General features: G+C 35.8%; 15 protein-coding genes and 1 pseudogene. 5 read left to right on the top strand and 11 right to left on the bottom strand.

Annotated features, from left to right (window positions below):
- Positions 1 to 54 precede the first annotated feature (54 nt).
- Positions 55 to 1,074 (top strand): STAS domain-containing protein, encoded by a 1,020-nt coding sequence (locus CDZ89_RS08895; RefSeq protein WP_096153961.1) that lies wholly within the window; start codon positions 55 to 57, stop codon positions 1,072 to 1,074.
- 119 nt (positions 1,075 to 1,193) lie between these two features.
- Here CDZ89_RS08895 and CDZ89_RS08890 read toward each other — a convergent pair whose 3' ends face one another.
- On the bottom strand, positions 1,194 to 1,775 hold the full coding sequence (locus CDZ89_RS08890; protein WP_100333555.1) for a CBO0543 family protein: 582 nt from the start codon (positions 1,773 to 1,775) through the stop codon (positions 1,194 to 1,196).
- 871 nt (positions 1,776 to 2,646) lie between these two features.
- Between CDZ89_RS08890 and CDZ89_RS08885 the strand changes: the two are divergent.
- Positions 2,647 to 2,874 (top strand): annotated as a pseudogene (locus tag CDZ89_RS08885) (TipAS antibiotic-recognition domain-containing protein); the annotation flags it as partial.
- A 72-nt stretch (positions 2,875 to 2,946) separates the two neighbouring features.
- Here CDZ89_RS08885 and CDZ89_RS08880 read toward each other — a convergent pair.
- The 5 genes from CDZ89_RS08880 to CDZ89_RS08860 all read right to left on the bottom strand — a co-directional run bounded on the left by CDZ89_RS08880 (position 2,947) and on the right by CDZ89_RS08860 (position 8,584).
- The gene (locus CDZ89_RS08880; RefSeq protein WP_100333554.1) at positions 2,947 to 3,336 is read right to left on the bottom strand and encodes a VOC family protein; all 390 of its coding nucleotides are present in this window, start codon (positions 3,334 to 3,336) and stop codon (positions 2,947 to 2,949) included.
- A gap of 182 nt (positions 3,337 to 3,518) precedes the next feature.
- Positions 3,519 to 5,492 (bottom strand): LTA synthase family protein, encoded by a 1,974-nt coding sequence (locus CDZ89_RS08875; protein ID WP_100333553.1) that lies wholly within the window; start codon positions 5,490 to 5,492, stop codon positions 3,519 to 3,521.
- Between the two features lie 185 nt (positions 5,493 to 5,677).
- Positions 5,678 to 6,541, bottom strand: a complete 864-nt coding sequence (locus CDZ89_RS08870) for a glycine betaine ABC transporter substrate-binding protein (protein ID WP_100333552.1) — start codon at positions 6,539 to 6,541, stop codon at positions 5,678 to 5,680.
- A gap of 7 nt (positions 6,542 to 6,548) precedes the next feature.
- Positions 6,549 to 7,391 carry an ABC transporter permease gene (locus tag CDZ89_RS08865; protein WP_096153951.1) on the bottom strand — a complete coding sequence of 281 codons (843 nt, stop codon included), beginning with the start codon at positions 7,389 to 7,391 and terminating at the stop codon, positions 6,549 to 6,551.
- A complete protein-coding gene (locus tag CDZ89_RS08860) occupies positions 7,388 to 8,584 on the bottom strand; it encodes a quaternary amine ABC transporter ATP-binding protein (protein ID WP_100333551.1) in 1,197 nt (398 codons plus the stop codon). Before CDZ89_RS08860 ends, CDZ89_RS08865 begins: the two co-directional genes overlap by 4 nt.
- 347 nt (positions 8,585 to 8,931) lie before the next feature.
- On the opposite strand from CDZ89_RS08860, the gene CDZ89_RS08855 reads away from it, so the two are divergent.
- On the top strand, positions 8,932 to 9,507 hold the full coding sequence (locus CDZ89_RS08855) for a GbsR/MarR family transcriptional regulator (protein ID WP_096153948.1): 576 nt from the start codon (positions 8,932 to 8,934) through the stop codon (positions 9,505 to 9,507).
- Positions 9,508 to 9,581: 74 nt separating this feature from the next.
- On the opposite strand, the gene CDZ89_RS08850 is transcribed toward CDZ89_RS08855, so the two are convergent.
- On the bottom strand, positions 9,582 to 10,082 hold the full coding sequence (locus CDZ89_RS08850; RefSeq protein WP_096153946.1) for a small multi-drug export protein: 501 nt from the start codon (positions 10,080 to 10,082) through the stop codon (positions 9,582 to 9,584).
- 377 nt (positions 10,083 to 10,459) lie between these two features.
- Here CDZ89_RS08850 and CDZ89_RS08845 point away from each other — a divergent pair, with 377 nt between their 5' ends.
- Together CDZ89_RS08845 and CDZ89_RS08840 are read left to right on the top strand one after the other, a co-directional pair.
- A complete protein-coding gene (locus tag CDZ89_RS08845; RefSeq protein ID WP_096153945.1) occupies positions 10,460 to 11,080 on the top strand; it encodes a protein kinase family protein in 621 nt (206 codons plus the stop codon).
- A 581-nt stretch (positions 11,081 to 11,661) separates the two neighbouring features.
- Positions 11,662 to 13,656: a S9 family peptidase gene (locus tag CDZ89_RS08840; protein ID WP_100333550.1), complete on the top strand. Its 1,995-nt coding sequence runs from the start codon at positions 11,662 to 11,664 to the stop codon at positions 13,654 to 13,656.
- Positions 13,657 to 14,247: 591 nt separating this feature from the next.
- Here the strand turns inward: CDZ89_RS08840 and CDZ89_RS08830 are convergent.
- The 4 genes from CDZ89_RS08830 to CDZ89_RS08815 all read right to left on the bottom strand — a co-directional run bounded on the left by CDZ89_RS08830 (position 14,248) and on the right by CDZ89_RS08815 (position 18,160).
- Positions 14,248 to 14,406: a DUF3934 domain-containing protein gene (locus tag CDZ89_RS08830; protein ID WP_096153937.1), complete on the bottom strand. Its 159-nt coding sequence runs from the start codon at positions 14,404 to 14,406 to the stop codon at positions 14,248 to 14,250.
- An 89-nt stretch (positions 14,407 to 14,495) separates the two neighbouring features.
- Positions 14,496 to 16,190: a ribonuclease J gene (locus CDZ89_RS08825; protein ID WP_100333549.1), complete on the bottom strand. Its 1,695-nt coding sequence runs from the start codon at positions 16,188 to 16,190 to the stop codon at positions 14,496 to 14,498.
- A gap of 81 nt (positions 16,191 to 16,271) precedes the next feature.
- Complete coding sequence (locus CDZ89_RS08820) at positions 16,272 to 17,024, bottom strand: YibE/F family protein (RefSeq protein ID WP_100333548.1); 753 nt, start codon at positions 17,022 to 17,024, stop codon at positions 16,272 to 16,274.
- Positions 17,021 to 18,160 (bottom strand): YibE/F family protein, encoded by a 1,140-nt coding sequence (locus CDZ89_RS08815; RefSeq protein ID WP_406564882.1) that lies wholly within the window; start codon positions 18,158 to 18,160, stop codon positions 17,021 to 17,023. Before CDZ89_RS08815 ends, CDZ89_RS08820 begins: the two co-directional genes overlap by 4 nt.
- Between the last annotated feature and the right edge of the window lie 132 nt (positions 18,161 to 18,292).

Below are 18,292 nucleotides of genomic sequence, written 5' to 3'. Positions count from 1 at the left end.
GTAATTATGAAATCGATTCAAATATAAAGAATTTTATACGAGGGGGAAAATAGCATGGCGGATAAGACAAGTATAAAAATCGAAGGAACTGAATTTAAATGGGATGTAGAAAAAGGAGAATTTCTTTTTGAAGAAAGAGATTCTGTTCTTTTTTGGATAACAACAGCAATGAAAACGTTCTTTGATACCATAGAGGAAATCTCAGGTGAAGAATCATCCAATTTAGTTTTTGAAGCAACAGGATTTCGCCAAGGACTTGTTGTTGGTGAATTTTTTGAGAAAATGAAGCAAGTTAGTGTTGCAGAAGCAGCGGAAGCCATTGCAAGTACATATGCAGCTGCAGGGTGGGGACGTACTACAATTGAAAACTTAGATTTTGACGCTAAAACAGTTACCGTGCTATTAAAAGATAGTTGGGAGCACAAATTAAATGTGGCTCAAGGTAAAACAACTGGTGGAAACTTTCTTCCTGCGCACTTTGCAGGCGTATTTTCCGGATTATTTAATAAGAATATTTGGTATAAAGTAATAAAATACCAGGTGGAAGGTAATGAACATACGGTTATTAATTACTTTCCATCTGATATTACAGTTACAGAAAATATACACCAACTAGCAAGAAAAAAAGAATCGGAACAAATCGTTAAATTAGAAAGCATGGTTAATGACAAAACGAGAGAACTACAGGAACTTGTTAAACAAATTTCCTCTCCTATCATCCCAGTACTGGAAGGAATTGTTGTTGTTCCATTAGTAGGGAAATATGATTTAGAACGTTCGGAAGAATTAGTTGAAAAAACATTAAATAACCTCCCTTCATACAAAGCAAATTATTTAATATTGGATTTAACAGGTATAGATCGAAATATTTGTGAAAACACAACTAGCTTTATTGAAAAAATATGCCTAGCTTCTAAATTAATCGGAACAGATGTAATCCTCGTAGGAATCTCTTCCGAACTGAGTATGTCTATTTCTAAGTCAAACATTGATTTCTCGAAATTTTATTTCTTCCAAACGTTGCAACACGGCATTCAATACGCACTAGCCAAAATGGGAAGACAGCTTGTGTAAAATTAATTGTGTGACAGTATAAAATAATTTAGCATTAGAAATAAACTCCCTGTCTAATTAGACTTGGGAGTTTTTTACTTTATGAACCATGGGGTCAGACACCACAATTCACTTATACATCAAAGGGTATGTCCTTTCGATGCACTTTTCTGAAGCTTTAGAAACAAGTTTGTAATCAACTTAGAAATTACAAAAAAACCTACGTAGAATAAGAACAAATAAAAGTAGTTTACAAACTCAAACATTCTAAAGAAATTGTGGCTTACTAGTATAGGTTTTAATATAAATGCAAAAACAGCTGATAATAAAGTAGAGTACAAATAAAAATTCTTTCTATGATTAATCGTCCATTGATATATGAGCATATAAGCAACCGGTACTAGCGAGGCATCTAAAGCAAAACTAGGTAAAATCGGGAGAATTTCGTATGGGTACTCCCACAATCCCATTCTAATCCCTGCTGAATTCGTATAAGCGAACCAAATGTGATAATTTAACCCATAAAACCCAAGTAGAAGCATTTTGCTCCTATCTATTTTAATAAATAGGACAATCAGTGGAACAATTAACATTGTTGCAACAACCCAAAATTGCCAATCATCGAACCAGGAGTACAATTTCCAATATTCTACTGCCATTTTAGAGATACTTTCCTTAGCATCCCGAATAGTTTGTAGCATTTTTTCTTGTTTTTCATTCATGTTTCATTATCACACCTTTTTCGTTTGATACCTCCTTATATTTCCCAGATAAAGCTTGCTTAACCATGGATTTGTAATCAATTAACAAGTAGTATTTTTGCTTGCTCATAAAACAGAAAAATAGCCATTATCAAGATAAAACGGACAAAGGTGTCAGACACCAAGATTCTACTTTTATATTAAATGAAGTTCCTCTGCAAACATTTTTTTATGCCAAATGAACTTCATCGGCCTTATGAAGTTCATCTACTATCATTTTTTTATCACGATTGAACTTCACTGGCCTTATGAAGTTCAGCTGCAAACATTTTTTTATGCAAAATGAACGTCATCGCCCTTATGAAGTTCATCTGCAAACATTTTTTTATGCCAAATGAACTTCATCGGCCTTATGAAGTTCATCTACTATCATTTTTTTATCACGATTGAACTTCATTGGCCTTATGAAGTTCATCTACTATCATTTTTTTATCACGATTGAACTTCATTGGCCTTATGAAGTTCATCTGCAAACATTTTTTTATGCCAAATGAACTTCATCGGCCTTATGAAGTTCATCTACTGTCATTTTTTTATCACGATTGAACTTCATCGGCCTTATGAAGTTCAACTACTATCATTTTTTTATCACGATTGAACTTCATTGGCCTTATGAAGTTCAGCTATAAACAAACTTTTATGTCAGTTGAACCTCAAGACTTATTTTCGTTTCAACAATAGTGACACCATTATTAACTGATTCAGTAAGTGATACTTTTACGTACTCTGGCCCTTAGACGCAGTTATTTAAAATTACCTATTTACATTAACGCAACGTTAAGGTGTAAAGTAAAGTTTAGGTAGAAGGTGAAAAGATAGAATATACCGTTAAGCTTTTAAAACGGGTGATCCTTCGAGTGATCTTGCACAAAAAGCAGCTGATTTGCATAAAAGATGGCTAACATTCTACTGGTCTGAATACAGTAAAGAGGCTCATGCTGGTGTTGTCCGGATTTATGTAGATGACGAAAGATTTAAAGCCTACTATGATAAAGATCAGGAGGGGGTCGCTGAATTTTTAAGAGATGCTATTCATGTCTATACAGGATTTAAAAATTAAGTGCGGTGCCATCCCCAAATACGTCGGGATGACACCTTTTCTTAACGCACCAAGGGGGTCAGACACCAAGATTCATTGATGCATCGAGGGGTCTGTCCCTTCGACGTCAAATTGTAGATATTCTAAGACATTTCCGAATGGATCTCGAAAACTAATATATTTTCCTGGAGGACATTTAGTAGGCTCATCCAAAATGAAATCAACTTTATGTTCTTTTAACATTTTTACTGTGTGTTCAATATCCTCTGTTTTTAATCCTAAAGCTACTCCTGTAGTATTGCTATTTGCATTGTATGAAAATTTTTCCGATTCCTCTAAAACTATTGGTAGATTTCCGTTAACGAGTGTTACAATCTTATTCCCATATTGTTTATTTACTTCGAAGCCTAAAACTGTAGTGTAAAAATCAATAGCCTTCTGAATATTAGGTACATAAATACCAATAACACATACTTGGCTCAAATTGTTTCCTCCTTTAATTTCTTGCTTATTTATATTAAATATTCTCTTTAAAAACAAAATCACCTGCTAAAAATTGTAATTCCTTTCACAACATTAAGGTACCTCCCCCCTGGCTAATACTTTAAATACACTGGGGCTCAGGCACCTAATATTGCAAGAGAATAGGACCTTTACATTTTCGCTTATTTATCAAATAAAAGTCTTCTATAATAATCCAAGTCTAGTATTCTAGAAGAAACATAAAAGCGTTGGTTTACATCGTTTGCTATACGATCTATATACGGCTGGTCCACATCCGTACCTTCATTTGGAGTAAATTCCCCTGTACGAGAAAGGTACTTTCCTTCTTTTGTAATAAAGCTTCTATCTCTAAAGATAACTAATGGTTCTATATCAGAGAATATATCTCTTCCCATTAGTAAACGAGAATCGAATTCTATTCCTAATAGATTTGAGATGGTAGGCATAATATCAAGGCTAGAGGTTGGTTCATTAATAACAATGCTCTCCTCGCCATGCGCATAAATAATTAGTTCACTTTTGTGAATGCCGAAGTCGATATCCACTTCTTTGCCTGATAATTCATTTATCGTTTCAAAATCCAATCCATATGGATAATGGTCCGCACTTATCACAATCAACGTATTCTCTAACACTCCTGCTGCCTCTAATTCGTTCAAAAGGTATTCCATTGCTAAATCAAATTCAACTTGTGTCGCAAGATAGGCTTGTGCTTGCGTTGAAAGATCTAAATGGTCCACATAGCTTTTATTTTTCCATGCCATTGCTTGACCGAAGAAATTGTATTCTAAATGCCCGCTTACTGTCATGTAGTATACATGAAATGATTCGGAATGGATAAATTCTGGAATGGTTTCTTTCATCATTTCTAAATCAGAAGGAGGCCATGACTTTTCTACATTTAAGCCATTCCCAATCCCCTTATAATCATATCCCATATTAGGATGCGATTTATCTCGGTCGTAATACGAATAGGTATAATTATGATACGCTTTCGTTGTGTAACCTAGGGCTCTTAATTGATTCCCCATAGCGAACGGTTGATGATTTTTGCTTGAACGAGAATAGCTCCAAACGGCTGGCTTCGGTATAAGCCCAGTGGTTGCTACATATTCACCGTCAGAAGTACTCACATCCCAAGTAGGTACATAGAAATCTGTAAAACGAAATCCCTCATTTACTAGTTTGTAAAGAGTTGGTGTTACTTCTTTATGTGCAGCATAAGGAGCAAACGCTTCTGCAGTGATAAAAATGAAATTGTACCCTTCAAATTTCCCAGTGTATTCATTCTTTTTTGAAGGTTGGCGTTGTTGGAAGTAGTAATGTAATTGTTTTATTCCCTCGTCTTGTTCTTTCTCTATTAATGTATCAAAATCAATTTCTAGTTCATTGTATTTTATCTCAACTTCTTTATTATTTGGGGGCTTTTTCTCCTCTTCTGTTTTCCCCCCAGCCTCAACAGGTGGTAATGGAATGTTTACACTAGGGCTCCATTTCGTCACGTGACGTTGAATATCTAACCTTAAAGTAGTAAACAGCCCTAAACGATCTACAGATAAAACAGGGGAACTACTTTTATAGTAAAGATCATAAGCAGAATTCGCCTGATGATCATCTCCAAATGAAATAAATAAAAGACCAACAGAATGAAATAAGAAGAATAAGAAGAGATAAAGAAGAACTACTTGTTTTTTAAATGGATGGAATGTCATTTTATTTCGTATGAAAAGGAATGGAAGTAGGATCGCGGGTAATAATGTAAGTAAAATCCAATGGAAATTCAATTTAATTGTTCGAAACATTGTATCCTTAAACCCAAAAACTTGCCCAGCATTCCCAGCAGACGAAAAGTTATAGATGGTTTTGAATACATCGTGGTATATAAATTGACTGGTGTAAAGAATACCCATTATAAATAAAACAATTATGGTAAGAATCTTATTTAACGTAATCCACTTAGTAGATACAAAAACACATAGTAAAAATGCTAATGAAATAGAAAATAAGGTTGAATAAAATAGCCCTGTTGAAATAAGTTCAATCGCATGGTTATCTGAAATGATACGAAATAGTATCTCCATAAACAGTAAGGAAGCAACAAAATAAGAAAGCAATAGAAAGCCGGACCTTTGCATCAAGAACAACCCCCTTTTCTGTATATTTTGAGTAAAATCAAATAATATTTATTCTAACCTCTGTTACAATATATGCAGCTATTTTTTTTATTTATATCCTTTCAAAAAGATTTTGTAAAGGTTTTCATAAAAAAAGGATGAATCAAAAGGCTTTTCCCTTTGATTCATCCTTACCATTTTAAAAATTAATTACCAGTCATCGCTTTCACTTCATCTTGGTGGTTATCAATCCACTCTTGAGCAACTTCTTCAGCATCGCGACCTTCGTCTTCGATTTGTACGATCATCGCTTCGATATCCGATACGTTCATACTCCAATTACTTAAGAATTCGTAAGCCTCTGGAGCTTTTTCTTTTAAATCATTATTCGTAATAACATGCACTTCAGAAGTATCAAAGAAGCCTTCCGGACTTGGTAAAACCTTTAAGTCATAATTCGCAAACATTGGATGTGGTCTCCATCCTAAAAATAGTACTGGTTCTTCATTTGCCATCATACGTTGTGCTTGTGCTATCATTCCACCTTCACTTGACGGAACAACTTCTAAGTCTAGTCCTAATTCTTCAATCATTTCACGAGATGTCATGGTCATACCTGCACCTTCTTCAATACTGTATAACTTTCCATCAAATAAGTCTTCATTACCAATCAGATCTTCAACAGAGTCGATTCCTTCTACATACGTTGGAATAACCCAACCTAATTCTCCATCAAGATAACTTATAGAAGTACTTGCTATATTGTCCCCAAATTGCTCCATATAATTCGCATGCATAACTGGTAACCATGAATCCATAAATACATCTAAATCTCCACGGGATAAGCCAGTATAAACTCCCCCTGCATCTGCGTTTGTTTCCTCCACTTTATACCCCATGTCTTCTAAAAGTAATTTTGCTACTTTTGTTGGAGGTACTGTACTAGTCCAAGGTGTCACACCAAACTTAATCGTTACATCCTTTGAATCTCCACCTGTACTTCCATCATTACTTGAACACCCTACTAATATAGTAAAAACTAAAATAAACAATACACTAATCTTCTTCATTCCCCACTCACCCTTTTCTCTTTTTTGTATTACCTAATCCTTGTGTAATGCGGTCTAGTATAATAGCTAACACTACAATACCTAGTCCCCCGACTAACCCTTTTCCTACGTTTACACTAGAAATTCCCGCTAAAACGGTCGAACCTAAACCTGGTGCACCAATCATAGAGGCAATAACAGCCATGGAAAGTGCTAGCATAATAGTTTGATTGACTCCAGCCATAATAGTTGGAATAGCAATCGGTAATTGTACCTTCGTCAGCATTTGCCAAGGTGTGGATCCAAAAGCCTTAGCTGCTTCTACCATATCTGTTGGTACTTGCTTAATACCTAAGCTTGTCATTCTTACTGCTGGAGGTGTAGCAAATACAAAGGTAGAAATAACTGCCGGTACTTCTCCCAAGCCAAATAGTAAGATAGCTGGAATTAAATATACAAAACTTGGTAAAGTTTGCATAAAGTCTAGGATTGGTCTCACTAATGCATCTAACGTTTTATTTTTCGCTGTTAAAATACCTAATGGGATTCCAATAATAATAGAGAATAACGTAGCAACTACTACTACTGCTAATGTAAGCATTGCTGCATCCCACAAGTTAACAGACCCTAAATAAAGTGCACCGAAAACGGTAAATATAGCGATCCCTTTCCCTGCAAACTTCCAAGCTAAGATAACTAGAATAAGTGCCATAATCTCTGCTGGTATAAAAGTAAATAAATCTGCAACACCATTAATAAAGAAAGAAATAATGCCTCTGATGAAATCAAAGAAGCCACCAAATATGGGAATTAAATACGTATAAACGAAATGATTTGTCCAATCTTCTAATGGAAGTGTGAAGTAATTCATGTTGTCACCTCACCTTGCTCTTTACCTAAAACGAGACCAGATAAAATAGATACTCTCACGATAATTCCTAGTAATCTATCATCTTCTACTACCGCAATTGGATACTTCGATTCCGCCGCAACACCAATTAATTCACTCAACGGCGTATCAGGTGCAGTTGTGTGGTACCCTTGTTCTAATACATCTTCCACCCATTTAATTTCTTTATAAGCTTCAATTGCTGCATCAATCGTTAGTATACCTTTTAACTTTTTATCTTTATCCACAACAAAAATACTAGATATACCCGCTTCTTCCATCTTTTTCACCGCTACTCTTGGGCCGTCTTTCCAAACAGTCACGACATCTGGCTTCTTCATAATGTTGGAAGCAACTAAAACCTTTGAACGGTCTACATCTTCTACAAAGTTATAAACGTATTCATTTGCTGGATTTTCTAAAATTTCTTCTGCTGTGCCAATTTGGACAATTGAACCGTTTTTCATAATGGCAATTCTATCTCCTAGTTTTAATGCTTCATCTAGGTCATGCGTAATAAATAGAATTGTTTTGCCATACTTACTCTGCAAGGTTAATAGCTCATCTTGCATTTCTTTTCGAATGATAGGGTCTAACGCACTGAATGCTTCATCCATCAGTAGAATATCAGAGTCATTAGCAAGGGCACGAGCTAGTCCAACTCTTTGTTGCATTCCACCACTTAGCTCGTCTGGATAACTATTTTCATAGCCTTTTAGGCCTACATCATAGATAGACTTTAATGCTTTCTCTTCTCTTTCACTCTTTGAGACACCTTGAACCTCTAGACCAAATTCCACATTTTCCTTAACTGTTCGATGTGGAAATAAGGCGAACTTTTGAAAGACCATTGCAAGCTTTTTTCGTCTAATATCAATAAGTTCGTTTTTGTTCATCTTAGTAATGTTTTCTCCATCGATAAGTACTTCTCCATCTGTCGGTTCAATTAATCGATTAACAAGACGAATCAATGTAGACTTTCCACTACCAGAAAGACCCATAATAACAAAGAACTCACCAGCTTTTACTTCAAAAGAAGCTTTATTCACACCGACAGTAAGGCCAGTCTCTTCTAAAATCTGTTCTTTGTCTTGACCTAGGTTCAATCTATTAATTACTTCCTTTGGATTTTTCCCAAAAACCTTTGTTAAATTATGTACTTCAATTTTATTCATTCGTATTTCTCCTTTGGCGAAAGCTTCTCACTGAATACACGGATTATTCCGTTAATCATTCTTGTTGCTAGTCATAAAAACAGGTGAAAAGTAATATATTCAATAATTTTGTCTATGTTTGTTCCCTTATTTGGTACTTTCTTATTATACAAAGTGCATTTTTTTTCCACAAAGTCCATATACCTTGATATTTCTATCGTATAGTCCGTACAGTTTATACTGTACGTATAAAACACACTGAATTCTTACAATTGCGACCAAATGCTCCATATTACAGTTATATTACAAATTTTATTTTATAATTAAATATGATACGCTAAAGGTAGAAATTTCAAGGAAGTGAAGTAATGGAAATCACTAATGAAAAGCTCTTAAAGGCTCGAGAGCGATTTATTGATAGCATGGCACAAAACATGAGTTTATATGGTATAACCCCTTCTGTCGGAAGGTTATATGGTCTACTCTACTTTAGTGAAAAACCGATGACGCTAGATGAAATGAAAGAAGAGCTAGGCATGAGCAAAACAAGTATGAGCACTTCAGTCAGACAGCTCCAGGAAATGCAAATGGTAGACAAGGTGTGGAAAAAAGGAGATCGTAAAGATTATTACGAAAGTAACGATGATTGGTTTAAATCGTTTGTTGGTCTTTTCTCTATTAAATGGCGCGCAGGTATTCATACTAATATAGCAATGATAGACAAATCATTAATAGAATTAGAAGAGATCATTCAGGACCCGTCTACACCTGATGATTTAAAAACAATGACTAAATTTGATATCGACAAACTCCATTATGCTTTAGAATATTATGATTGGTTAAACCGACTTGTCGATGATTTGGAATCAAACAAAATATTTGACTATATTCCGAAGAAAAAAGATCAAGAAGTTTCAAGTCTTATAAAAAAATCGTCTAGTTAAAAACTAGACGATTTTTTATGTGTAGGATACTCTTTCTCGATTAAAGACTCAATTAATTTCTACAACGTTAATCTTTATTCGTTTTCAATGATTTGCTTAAAAAATCCTCTGTCCCCATATCCTAAAAAATCTACCCCAAAATGAGTTAATACAGCAAAAACAATGCTCCAAACGATGATGCTTGTCGTCATCCAAATAGAGGTTCCTTTTTTCGTTCCTCCAAATGAAAGACTCATAAATGCGGCAAGATGACTACCTACAATAAGTGGGCCGATGAATGCAAGACCTGGCAAGCCATATTTCTGCCATAGCTTTTGAGCACGTAATGCTCTTTTGCTCGGCTCCCTTTCCTCTTCTTCACCTTTACGTTTCTTTCTCCATTCTTTAAGTTTATTGATAAAAATAATCAGCAAAATGACAGTCAATATGTTGCCAAGTATAGCTAGTATTACAACTGGTATTACTGGTAAGCCCGCGAAAATAGCTAGAGCAATTACTCCGTATCCTTCAAAAAATGGAATGGCTGCTAAAACGAATACTACTATGTACGCCCAAAGGAATTCTAAGTATCCCATCACTAGATCCCCCCTATGTATTTCAGTTTATATATATACTCCACTTTAACAAAAACGTCTAATAATATAAAGTCATAGTAGTAATTAGTTCTTGTCCAACCTATGGAAGTTTACAAGTATATAATATACATTGACAAAACTCCTTCCATATCTTATTCTTATTTTACAAATAAATATTCCTATTAAAGGGGAGTAGCTTTTACAATACATGTCGTCATGACAGAGCAATATGCTCTCGGCAGTATTGGCAACATTACGTTGTTAGCAAGACCTTTACCAGATGGTAAGGCGCCTTTTAGATATTCTGTTAACCAACCTTTACCATATATGGTAAAGGTTTTTTGTTTTTCTAGCAGACTATCAGGAGGTAACGAACAATGAAAACATATGAAGAACTAGCTAATAGCGTTATATATAAAATATATGGATCTACTGTTAGATTGCTTGACAAGGCAAATGAGCTAGAGCTTGTTGGTAAAGGACGAAGTGCGTATGCATTCAAAATTAAATCTACAAACTTAGTTATAAAAGTGTACTTTCCTACACATAGAGAAATAGGAAAAGAAGAGACTACTGTTTACACCATGTTAAAAGAAAACCCGTTCTTCCCTACATTACATGCTTATGGAGAGAATTATATTGTGATAGATTATATTTCCGGTCAAACATTTTTCAATTGCCTTATAAAAGGTATTCCGATAAAGTATAAGCACATTTTAGAAGTTGATATGGCATTAAAGTTGGTCAGAGGTGTTGGATTAAATCCTTCTGATGTGCATCTACGTAACATCATTCTTACAAAAGATGGCCATGTGAAATTGATTGATGTGGCACGATTTCGCCAAAGAGGAGAATGTTCTCAATGGGAAGATTTAAAGAAGGCATACAAACTCTACAGAAGAAGATTCATACCTAAACAAATCCCCACTTTTCTTTTGAATAGCGTTGCTTTTATTTATAAAAAAAGATGGTTTAAAGCGTGGATAAAATACATTTAACTTAGGTGCCTGTTCCTCTACACGTTAAAATTTTTTATACGTTTCTGGGGCTGGCAATATTAATGAGAAATGAAACCCCGTTCCCATTTTTCACTTTCTAGTAGCTTGGTGTCTCTGATCTGCAGCAAGTAGTATAATTAACACCGCAACAAACAACGTTAAAGCTGAAATAATATTTAACCAAAAATTAGTAAAAGCTAGTAAACCACTAACTAAAACTAACGAGAAACCAACTGCAAATAACAGCTTATGTGGTACGTTTTTAATTTATCAATCACTAATTTCACCTTTTTCTATTATTTACTGTTATTACTTCTACATATGTATTCTACAAAAATATTACAATTCCTACTTTACTCAACGATGCATCAAGGTGCCTGACCCCTCTACTCATTTTTAAAATGAGAAATGAACCCCGTCCTCATTTCTCACTGAAAATACTGAACTATCGAATAAATCATTTTTACTTCGCTCCTCGAAATGTTATGATAGATTTATAGATTTTACATTATGGGGTCAGACACCTAGATTCATCGATGCATCAAGGTGTCTGTCCCCTCTACTCAATGGAGGTATGGATGATGGCAAAACGACCTATTACGGCAGATGATTTGTGTAAATTTAAGTTTGTAGGAGATCCGCAAGTTTCCCCTACGAAAGATGAGGTAGCCTATGTGTTAACGCATGTAGATAAGGAAAAAGATGGGTACTATTCTTATATTTATTTAACAGACCTTAATGGAAACGGAAGACAATTCACTTCTCATTATTCTAAAGATCACTTAGTGAAAGATGTTACTCCAAAATGGTCTCCTGATGGAAGTACGCTTGCGTTTCGATCTAACCGTACTGGCAAAAATCAGGTTTGGCTTTTACATACGGATGGCGGTGAGGCTATCCAACTAACAGATGTGAAGCAAGGAATTGGTGAGTTTACTTGGTCACCTGATGGAAAGCAGCTTGCTGTGACTGTGCATGGTGCATTGGATAATTTTTCAGAAAAGGAAAAAGAAGATGAGAAAAAAAGTGATGTGAAAGTGATTACTAGACTTCGTTATAAAGGTGATGGGGTTGGGATTTATAATGAAGATCGTAAGCATGTGTACTTGTTTGATATCGAGACAAAAGCGTTTAAGAAGGTAACGGAAGGTGAGCATGATTTCGGTCAACCTCGTTTTTCTCCGGATGGCAAGAGCTTGATCTATGTTGGTACGAAGGCGGAAGATAAAGAGTGGGGTTACTTACCTGCGATTTGGAAATATGATTTGGATACGAAAGAAGAGTCTTTGGTTTACGATGGAAATGGATACATTATGGCACCATCCTTCTCGCCTGATGGGAAATGGCTAGCGTTTGCTGGACATACTCGTGGAGAAAGAAGCCAAGGTAATGCAAATGTTCTTCTTCTATCTTTAGAAACTGGTGAATGTAAGAATTTAACGGAGCATTTTGATTACACAGTTGGAAATCTTGTTGGGGTTGATGCAAAGTATGATACGGCCGAAACTCGTTTAATTTGGGATGATGCGAGTAAGAACATTTACTTCAACGCTACTGTTGGTGGCGATTGTCAGTTATTTAAGGTGAGTGTGGACGGCGAGGTTTCTTCTGCTCTATCACCGGCTGTGGCAAGTGTTACTTCGTATGATGTATTGAGTGATGACAAAGCAGTTCTTGTACTTGCTACTCCTCATTCTACTGGTGATTTAGTTGTGCAAGATTTGAGTGAAGTGGAAAATGTGGTAAAAGTTACGGATTGGAACGAGGAGCTTTATAAAGAAGTGCACTTAAGCACACCGGAAAACATCCATTATATCAGTACGGATGGTGTGGATGTGGAGGGTTGGATTTTGAAGCCTTTCGGTTATGAAGAAGGCAAAAAATATCCAATGATCCTGCAAATTCACGGTGGTCCCGCAACTGCGTATGGGAACGGGTTACATCATGAAATGCAGTTAATGGCTGCTAAAGGCTATGTAGTTCTATATACGAACCCGCGTGGAAGCCATGGATATGGTCATGAGTTCGTAAATGCTGTTATCGGTGATTACGGTGGAATGGATTATGAAGATATTATGGCTGGTGTGGATTATGCGTTGGCGACCTTTGATTATATTGATCAAGAGGAGTTATTTGTTACAGGAGGAAGTTACGGTGGGTACATGACGAACGTTATTGTTACTCGTACAGACCGTTTTAAAGCAGCTGTTACGCAACGAAGCATCTGTAACTGGCATAGCTTCTACGGAACGAGTGATATTGGTTTCTTCTTTACGGAATGGCAACACGGTAAGGCTGATCTGTGGGAGGATTATGAAAGATTGATTAAGCTGTCCCCTCTTCACTACGCTCGTAATGTTAAAACACCAACGTTAATTTTGCATAGTGAACAAGATTTACGTTGTCCGATGGAGCAAGCAGAGCAATGGTATGTGGCGTTGAAGCGTTTAGGTGTGGAGACAAAGTTAGTTCGCTTCCCTGATGAGAATCATGACTTGTCCCGTTCTGGTAAGCCAAAGCATCGTTTGGAAAGATTGGAGCATTTGATTGGATGGTTTGAGGATCGTCGTAAATAAGTAAGATAAAAAAGTGCCAGCCCCCCGCCTAGTTAATGTTTTATAAGGCTTGGGGGCCTGGCACTTTTTTAGCACTATTTTAATTGAGTCCGTTTCATAATGTATGACTACTAATTGAAAAAAGAATAATAGCATCGTATTCTGTATTTATACACCTTAATAAAAACATATTATTTTGTATATCACTAAACTATTCTTTTTCAACGTAATTACGAAATTGATTCAATTATATAGATTGATAAAGTAGAATAAAATTGGTAATGCAACTAAGACTATAACCACACTTTGAACAAATGTAAGTATGATATCCTTTTTCCAGGAATTTCGATAAGGATAGCGATTGTTTACTCTTTGGAAAAATAGAAATACTACCCAACAAAATAGTATGGAATTAATTGCGGATAATACGCTTTCGTAATACATATTGTTTCCCCCTGACAATGCCTAGAATAGTATTTTAGGAGATAAGGTGCAAAAGTTTCATGACATGGTCTTCTCCCCCATTAAGTTGTTACTTTCTATACGTTGGTTGGAGAAGAAAAGTTTCATGTTTTTTGAATTTTCAATAATTTATTGCCTTATAATGCGATATTAAACCCCGTCCCCGTTTCTCTCATCAGTAGGGTTTTTCACGCCTTTACTTTTATAAGGTTTTGCACTCTTTTTCTTGTTTGCACTTGATTGCCAGCGGTTCCAGCCTTTTTTGCCTGTCCCTCTTCCAGTTCCACCTTTTGATTTAGCTTTACTCATCTCAACACCTCCTTGAATAATATGTTAAACAGTTAAGTTAGACCCACCAATAATGGTGAGTCTTATCGATGACCTCTGATTTTCTTCCGTTATAATTCAATAATTATAGGCACAATCATTGGTTTTTTCCTCGTTTGATTGAACACATATTGTTGGATGGATCTTTTTATTTCTTTTTTTAGTACATTTGCTTTTATTTTATTCGTTTCTTTAAGCTCACTAATCGTTGTTTTCGTGATTCGGTTGATGTTTTTTCGTAGTTGTGAGAAATCGCCATCGGTATATCCACGAGAGATTGTTTCGGGCTCAGAAAGTAGTTTTCCTTCTACTTTATTCATAGTAAATACAATGATGAGCATTCCATCCTCTGAAAACTGTTGACGGTCTCGTAATACAAATTCTCCAACATTTCCAACAGCTCCACCTTCTACGTATGCATTTCCAATAGGTACGGTTCGAGTTTGTCGGGCAATAGATTGTTCAATATCCACTACCTCCCCGTTTTTGAGAATAAACGTGTTTCCTTGCTCTACTCCTACTTGTTCTGCCAACTGACGGTGATGGTGTAACATTCTCAATTCCCCGTGAATCGGAATAAAATATTTCGGTTTCATTAATGTTATCATAAGTTTTAAGTCTTCTTGATAACCATGACCAGAAACATGCATTCCGGAAGAACTTCCTGATCCATAAATGACGTTTGCTCCAATCCCAATTAGGTTGTCTACAATACTCGTTACTTTACGTTCATTACCTGGGATAGGACCTGCCGCGAAAATTACCATATCATCACTTAAAATTTCGACACCGCGAAAGTTTCCAGTAGACAAGCGAGCAAGTGCGGCATTTGGTTCTCCTTGACTTCCTGTACATAAAATCGTTACTTTTTCAGGAGGTAGTTCATTGATTTCTTGTTGGTCTATCATCATACCATCTGGAACGGTTAAATACCCTCTTTCCATCGCAACATCTACTACATTCACCATACTGCGACCTAGTAACGCTAGTTTTCTGTTCGTTTTTTGTGCGGCATTCACGACTTGTTGAACCCTGCTAATATTAGATGCAAAAGTAGAAACGATAACTTTTCGTTTTGCTTTCATAAAAGCCGCTTCCATATGTTCAGCGACCATCCGTTCGGAAGGAGTCAAGCCAGGACGTTCTGCATTTGTACTCTCCGACAGTAATAGTAATACTCCTCCATTACCGATTTCAGCCATTTTATGAATATCGGAATGTTGTTCATTTTCAGGGGTTAGATCAAACTTAAAGTCACCAGTATGCACAATATTTCCCTCTGGTGTTTGAAAAACGATTCCTAAACAATCTGGAATACTATGGGTCACTTTAAAAAAGCTTACGCTTATGTTTCCAAAACTCAAGTTTGAATCCGAATTAATTTCTATAAGTTCGCTTTCCCTTAATATTTTGTGTTCTTTTAATTTTAGTTCAATTAAGCCCAATGTAAATCGTGTAGCGTATACAGGTACATTGAATTTTTTCAAAAAGAACGGGACTCCACCGATATGATCTTCATGTCCATGCGTTATAAGTAAAGCCCTAACTTTCTCTTTATTTTCTTCTAAGTACGTCATATCCGGGATAATCAAATCAATTCCTAATAGACTTTCATCCGGAAACTTATTGCCACAATCGATTATAAGTATATCGTTTTCATATTCGATTGCATACATGTTTTTGCCAATCTCATTCAACCCACCTAGGGCGTAAATAGATAGTATGCTGTTATTTTGGTTCAAGATAATACCTCCCAATAAATACATATAGCCTTAGTATGCCCTTTAATGAGAAATAGGGTCAGGTGTTTCGACAAACCAATTTTTGGTTGGTTGCCCTCAAACCATCTATTTCCTTACCAACGCAAACGCCGTAATTATAGCCGTTATCGGTATAGTAAGCGCTACGCCGATTCCTGCAACGAGGATTGTTAGCATTTCTGCACTAAATACTTTGGAATTGACTATTTGCCCAAACGAGTAAGAAACGTCTTTAAACATGATAAGTAATGCCAAGTATCCACCAAAAAACGTGAAGAATAACGTATTTGTGCTTGTTCCTAAAATGTCCCTACCTATACTAATACCTGAATGGAATAATTCTTTCCTTCCCAACTTCGGATTGTGAAAAGCTATTTCGCGCATCGGAGAGGAGATTGAGATAGCAATGTCTACAATCGCACCAATCGTACTCGTAATGATTACCGCGACTGCCAGCTTCATAAAATCAATGCCAATAAAAAGAGAAAACGTGCTAAAGTCGTCAATTTCTTCTACTCCAAAGCCTTGAATCATGGTACTCTCCGTCACTAGTACGATAAAAAATAACAGTATAATGAACGTAACGATTGTGGAAATAAAAGCAGTTATTGTTTTTATATTTACTTCATTAATAAAGAACAAATTCACACAACTAATCAACGTACATGCAATTAAAATTAACACAATTGGATTGGCATTTGGGTCGGTCATAAAGAGAACCGCAAAAAAGAGCACAACAAAGTTGAAAAACAATGCAATAAACGACCTGGCCCCTTTTTTTCCGCCAATAAGCACCATTAATATAAATAAAATTAGCGATAATACGATTAACACATTCATTGTGTTGCCCTCATTCTATTAATAAAGAAAATCGTGATATACATACCAATTGGGATTGTAAGGACGATGCCAATTCCACCGGCTAGTGCTCTTGCTATATCCAGTGAGAGATTCATTGTAAACATGTAACTCCACATAATGTCATTTTTCATATACAATACAAGCGTTGGGATGGAACCACTTATGTATACAAAAAACAAAATATTAGACATCGTTCCCATAATATCTTTGCCAATATCCATCGCCGAAGCTTTCAACGCTTCTACCGAGATTTGGTTGTTTTTTTCATACAATCCAAAGATGGAAGAAGACATCGTAATGGCAACATCCATTACTGCTCCAAGTGATCCAACTAACACACCGGCGAGAAAAATCATTTCTGGATTTCGGGTTAAAAATTGCATTTCCTCATAACGTAGCCCTTGACTGTTACTTAACCAAATGACGAGATAGGCTATAACGATTAATACGAATGTTGCTACTAATGTCGCTATAATGGCTGCATACGTTTTTTCATTAAAGCCGTTTACGAACAAAAAGGAAATAACCGTAAAGAAGAGTACACTCACTCCAGCAATTAATACTAAGTTCCAATGTGGCCTACTTAAATAGACATCTAACGTGTAAGATAAAATTACAGCATTGATCCCTAAAGTTAAAATAGAATACAGTCCTTGTTTTTTCCCAACAATAAGTAGCATGAAAATAAATATCCAAGCAATAATCATAAGATGTTTATCACGTTTCAGGTCAGATATTGTACCAGTTAAGCCTGAATTCTCATCAACCTTCGAATCTATATTTACAAACACTTCATGACCAACCTTATACGGATTGTCATACGCACCAGATGTAGAATATTCATTAACGAACGTAAAAAAATGACCTTTTTCCTCTCCGTTTAACACTTCCGCTATGATTCTTTGATTATGTAAAACATCCTCATTCCCAAACATGTCCATCGTTTCCTTCGTATCTTCTACTTCCACTTCTAGCACTTTTGCAATCGGTTGTTCATAAAACGAATGGTTATTGTAAACGAAAACAATAGACGCAACAAAGCAGACTGCTAAAAACGTGTACAACGTAATTTGTATGTATGTTATTTTTCTCATTTTATCTAACATCATGTTCAAGTATAAACCCCTCCAATTACCTGATTTCTATCTTAACAGAAATGCGAAATCGCGGACAGGTGTTAGTCCCTCCTCGAGAAGGATTTTTTATGAAGAGTAGCAAACAGAAAATGGGACCTGACCCACAGTGTA

The organism is Bacillus alkalisoli, assembly GCF_002797415.1.
GTDB classification, from domain to species: Bacteria; Bacillota; Bacilli; order Bacillales; family Bacillaceae_I; genus Bacillus_CD; species Bacillus_CD alkalisoli.
Note: the sequence above shows the minus strand (reverse complement) of the source record. Positions and strands in the feature narration are given on the sequence as shown.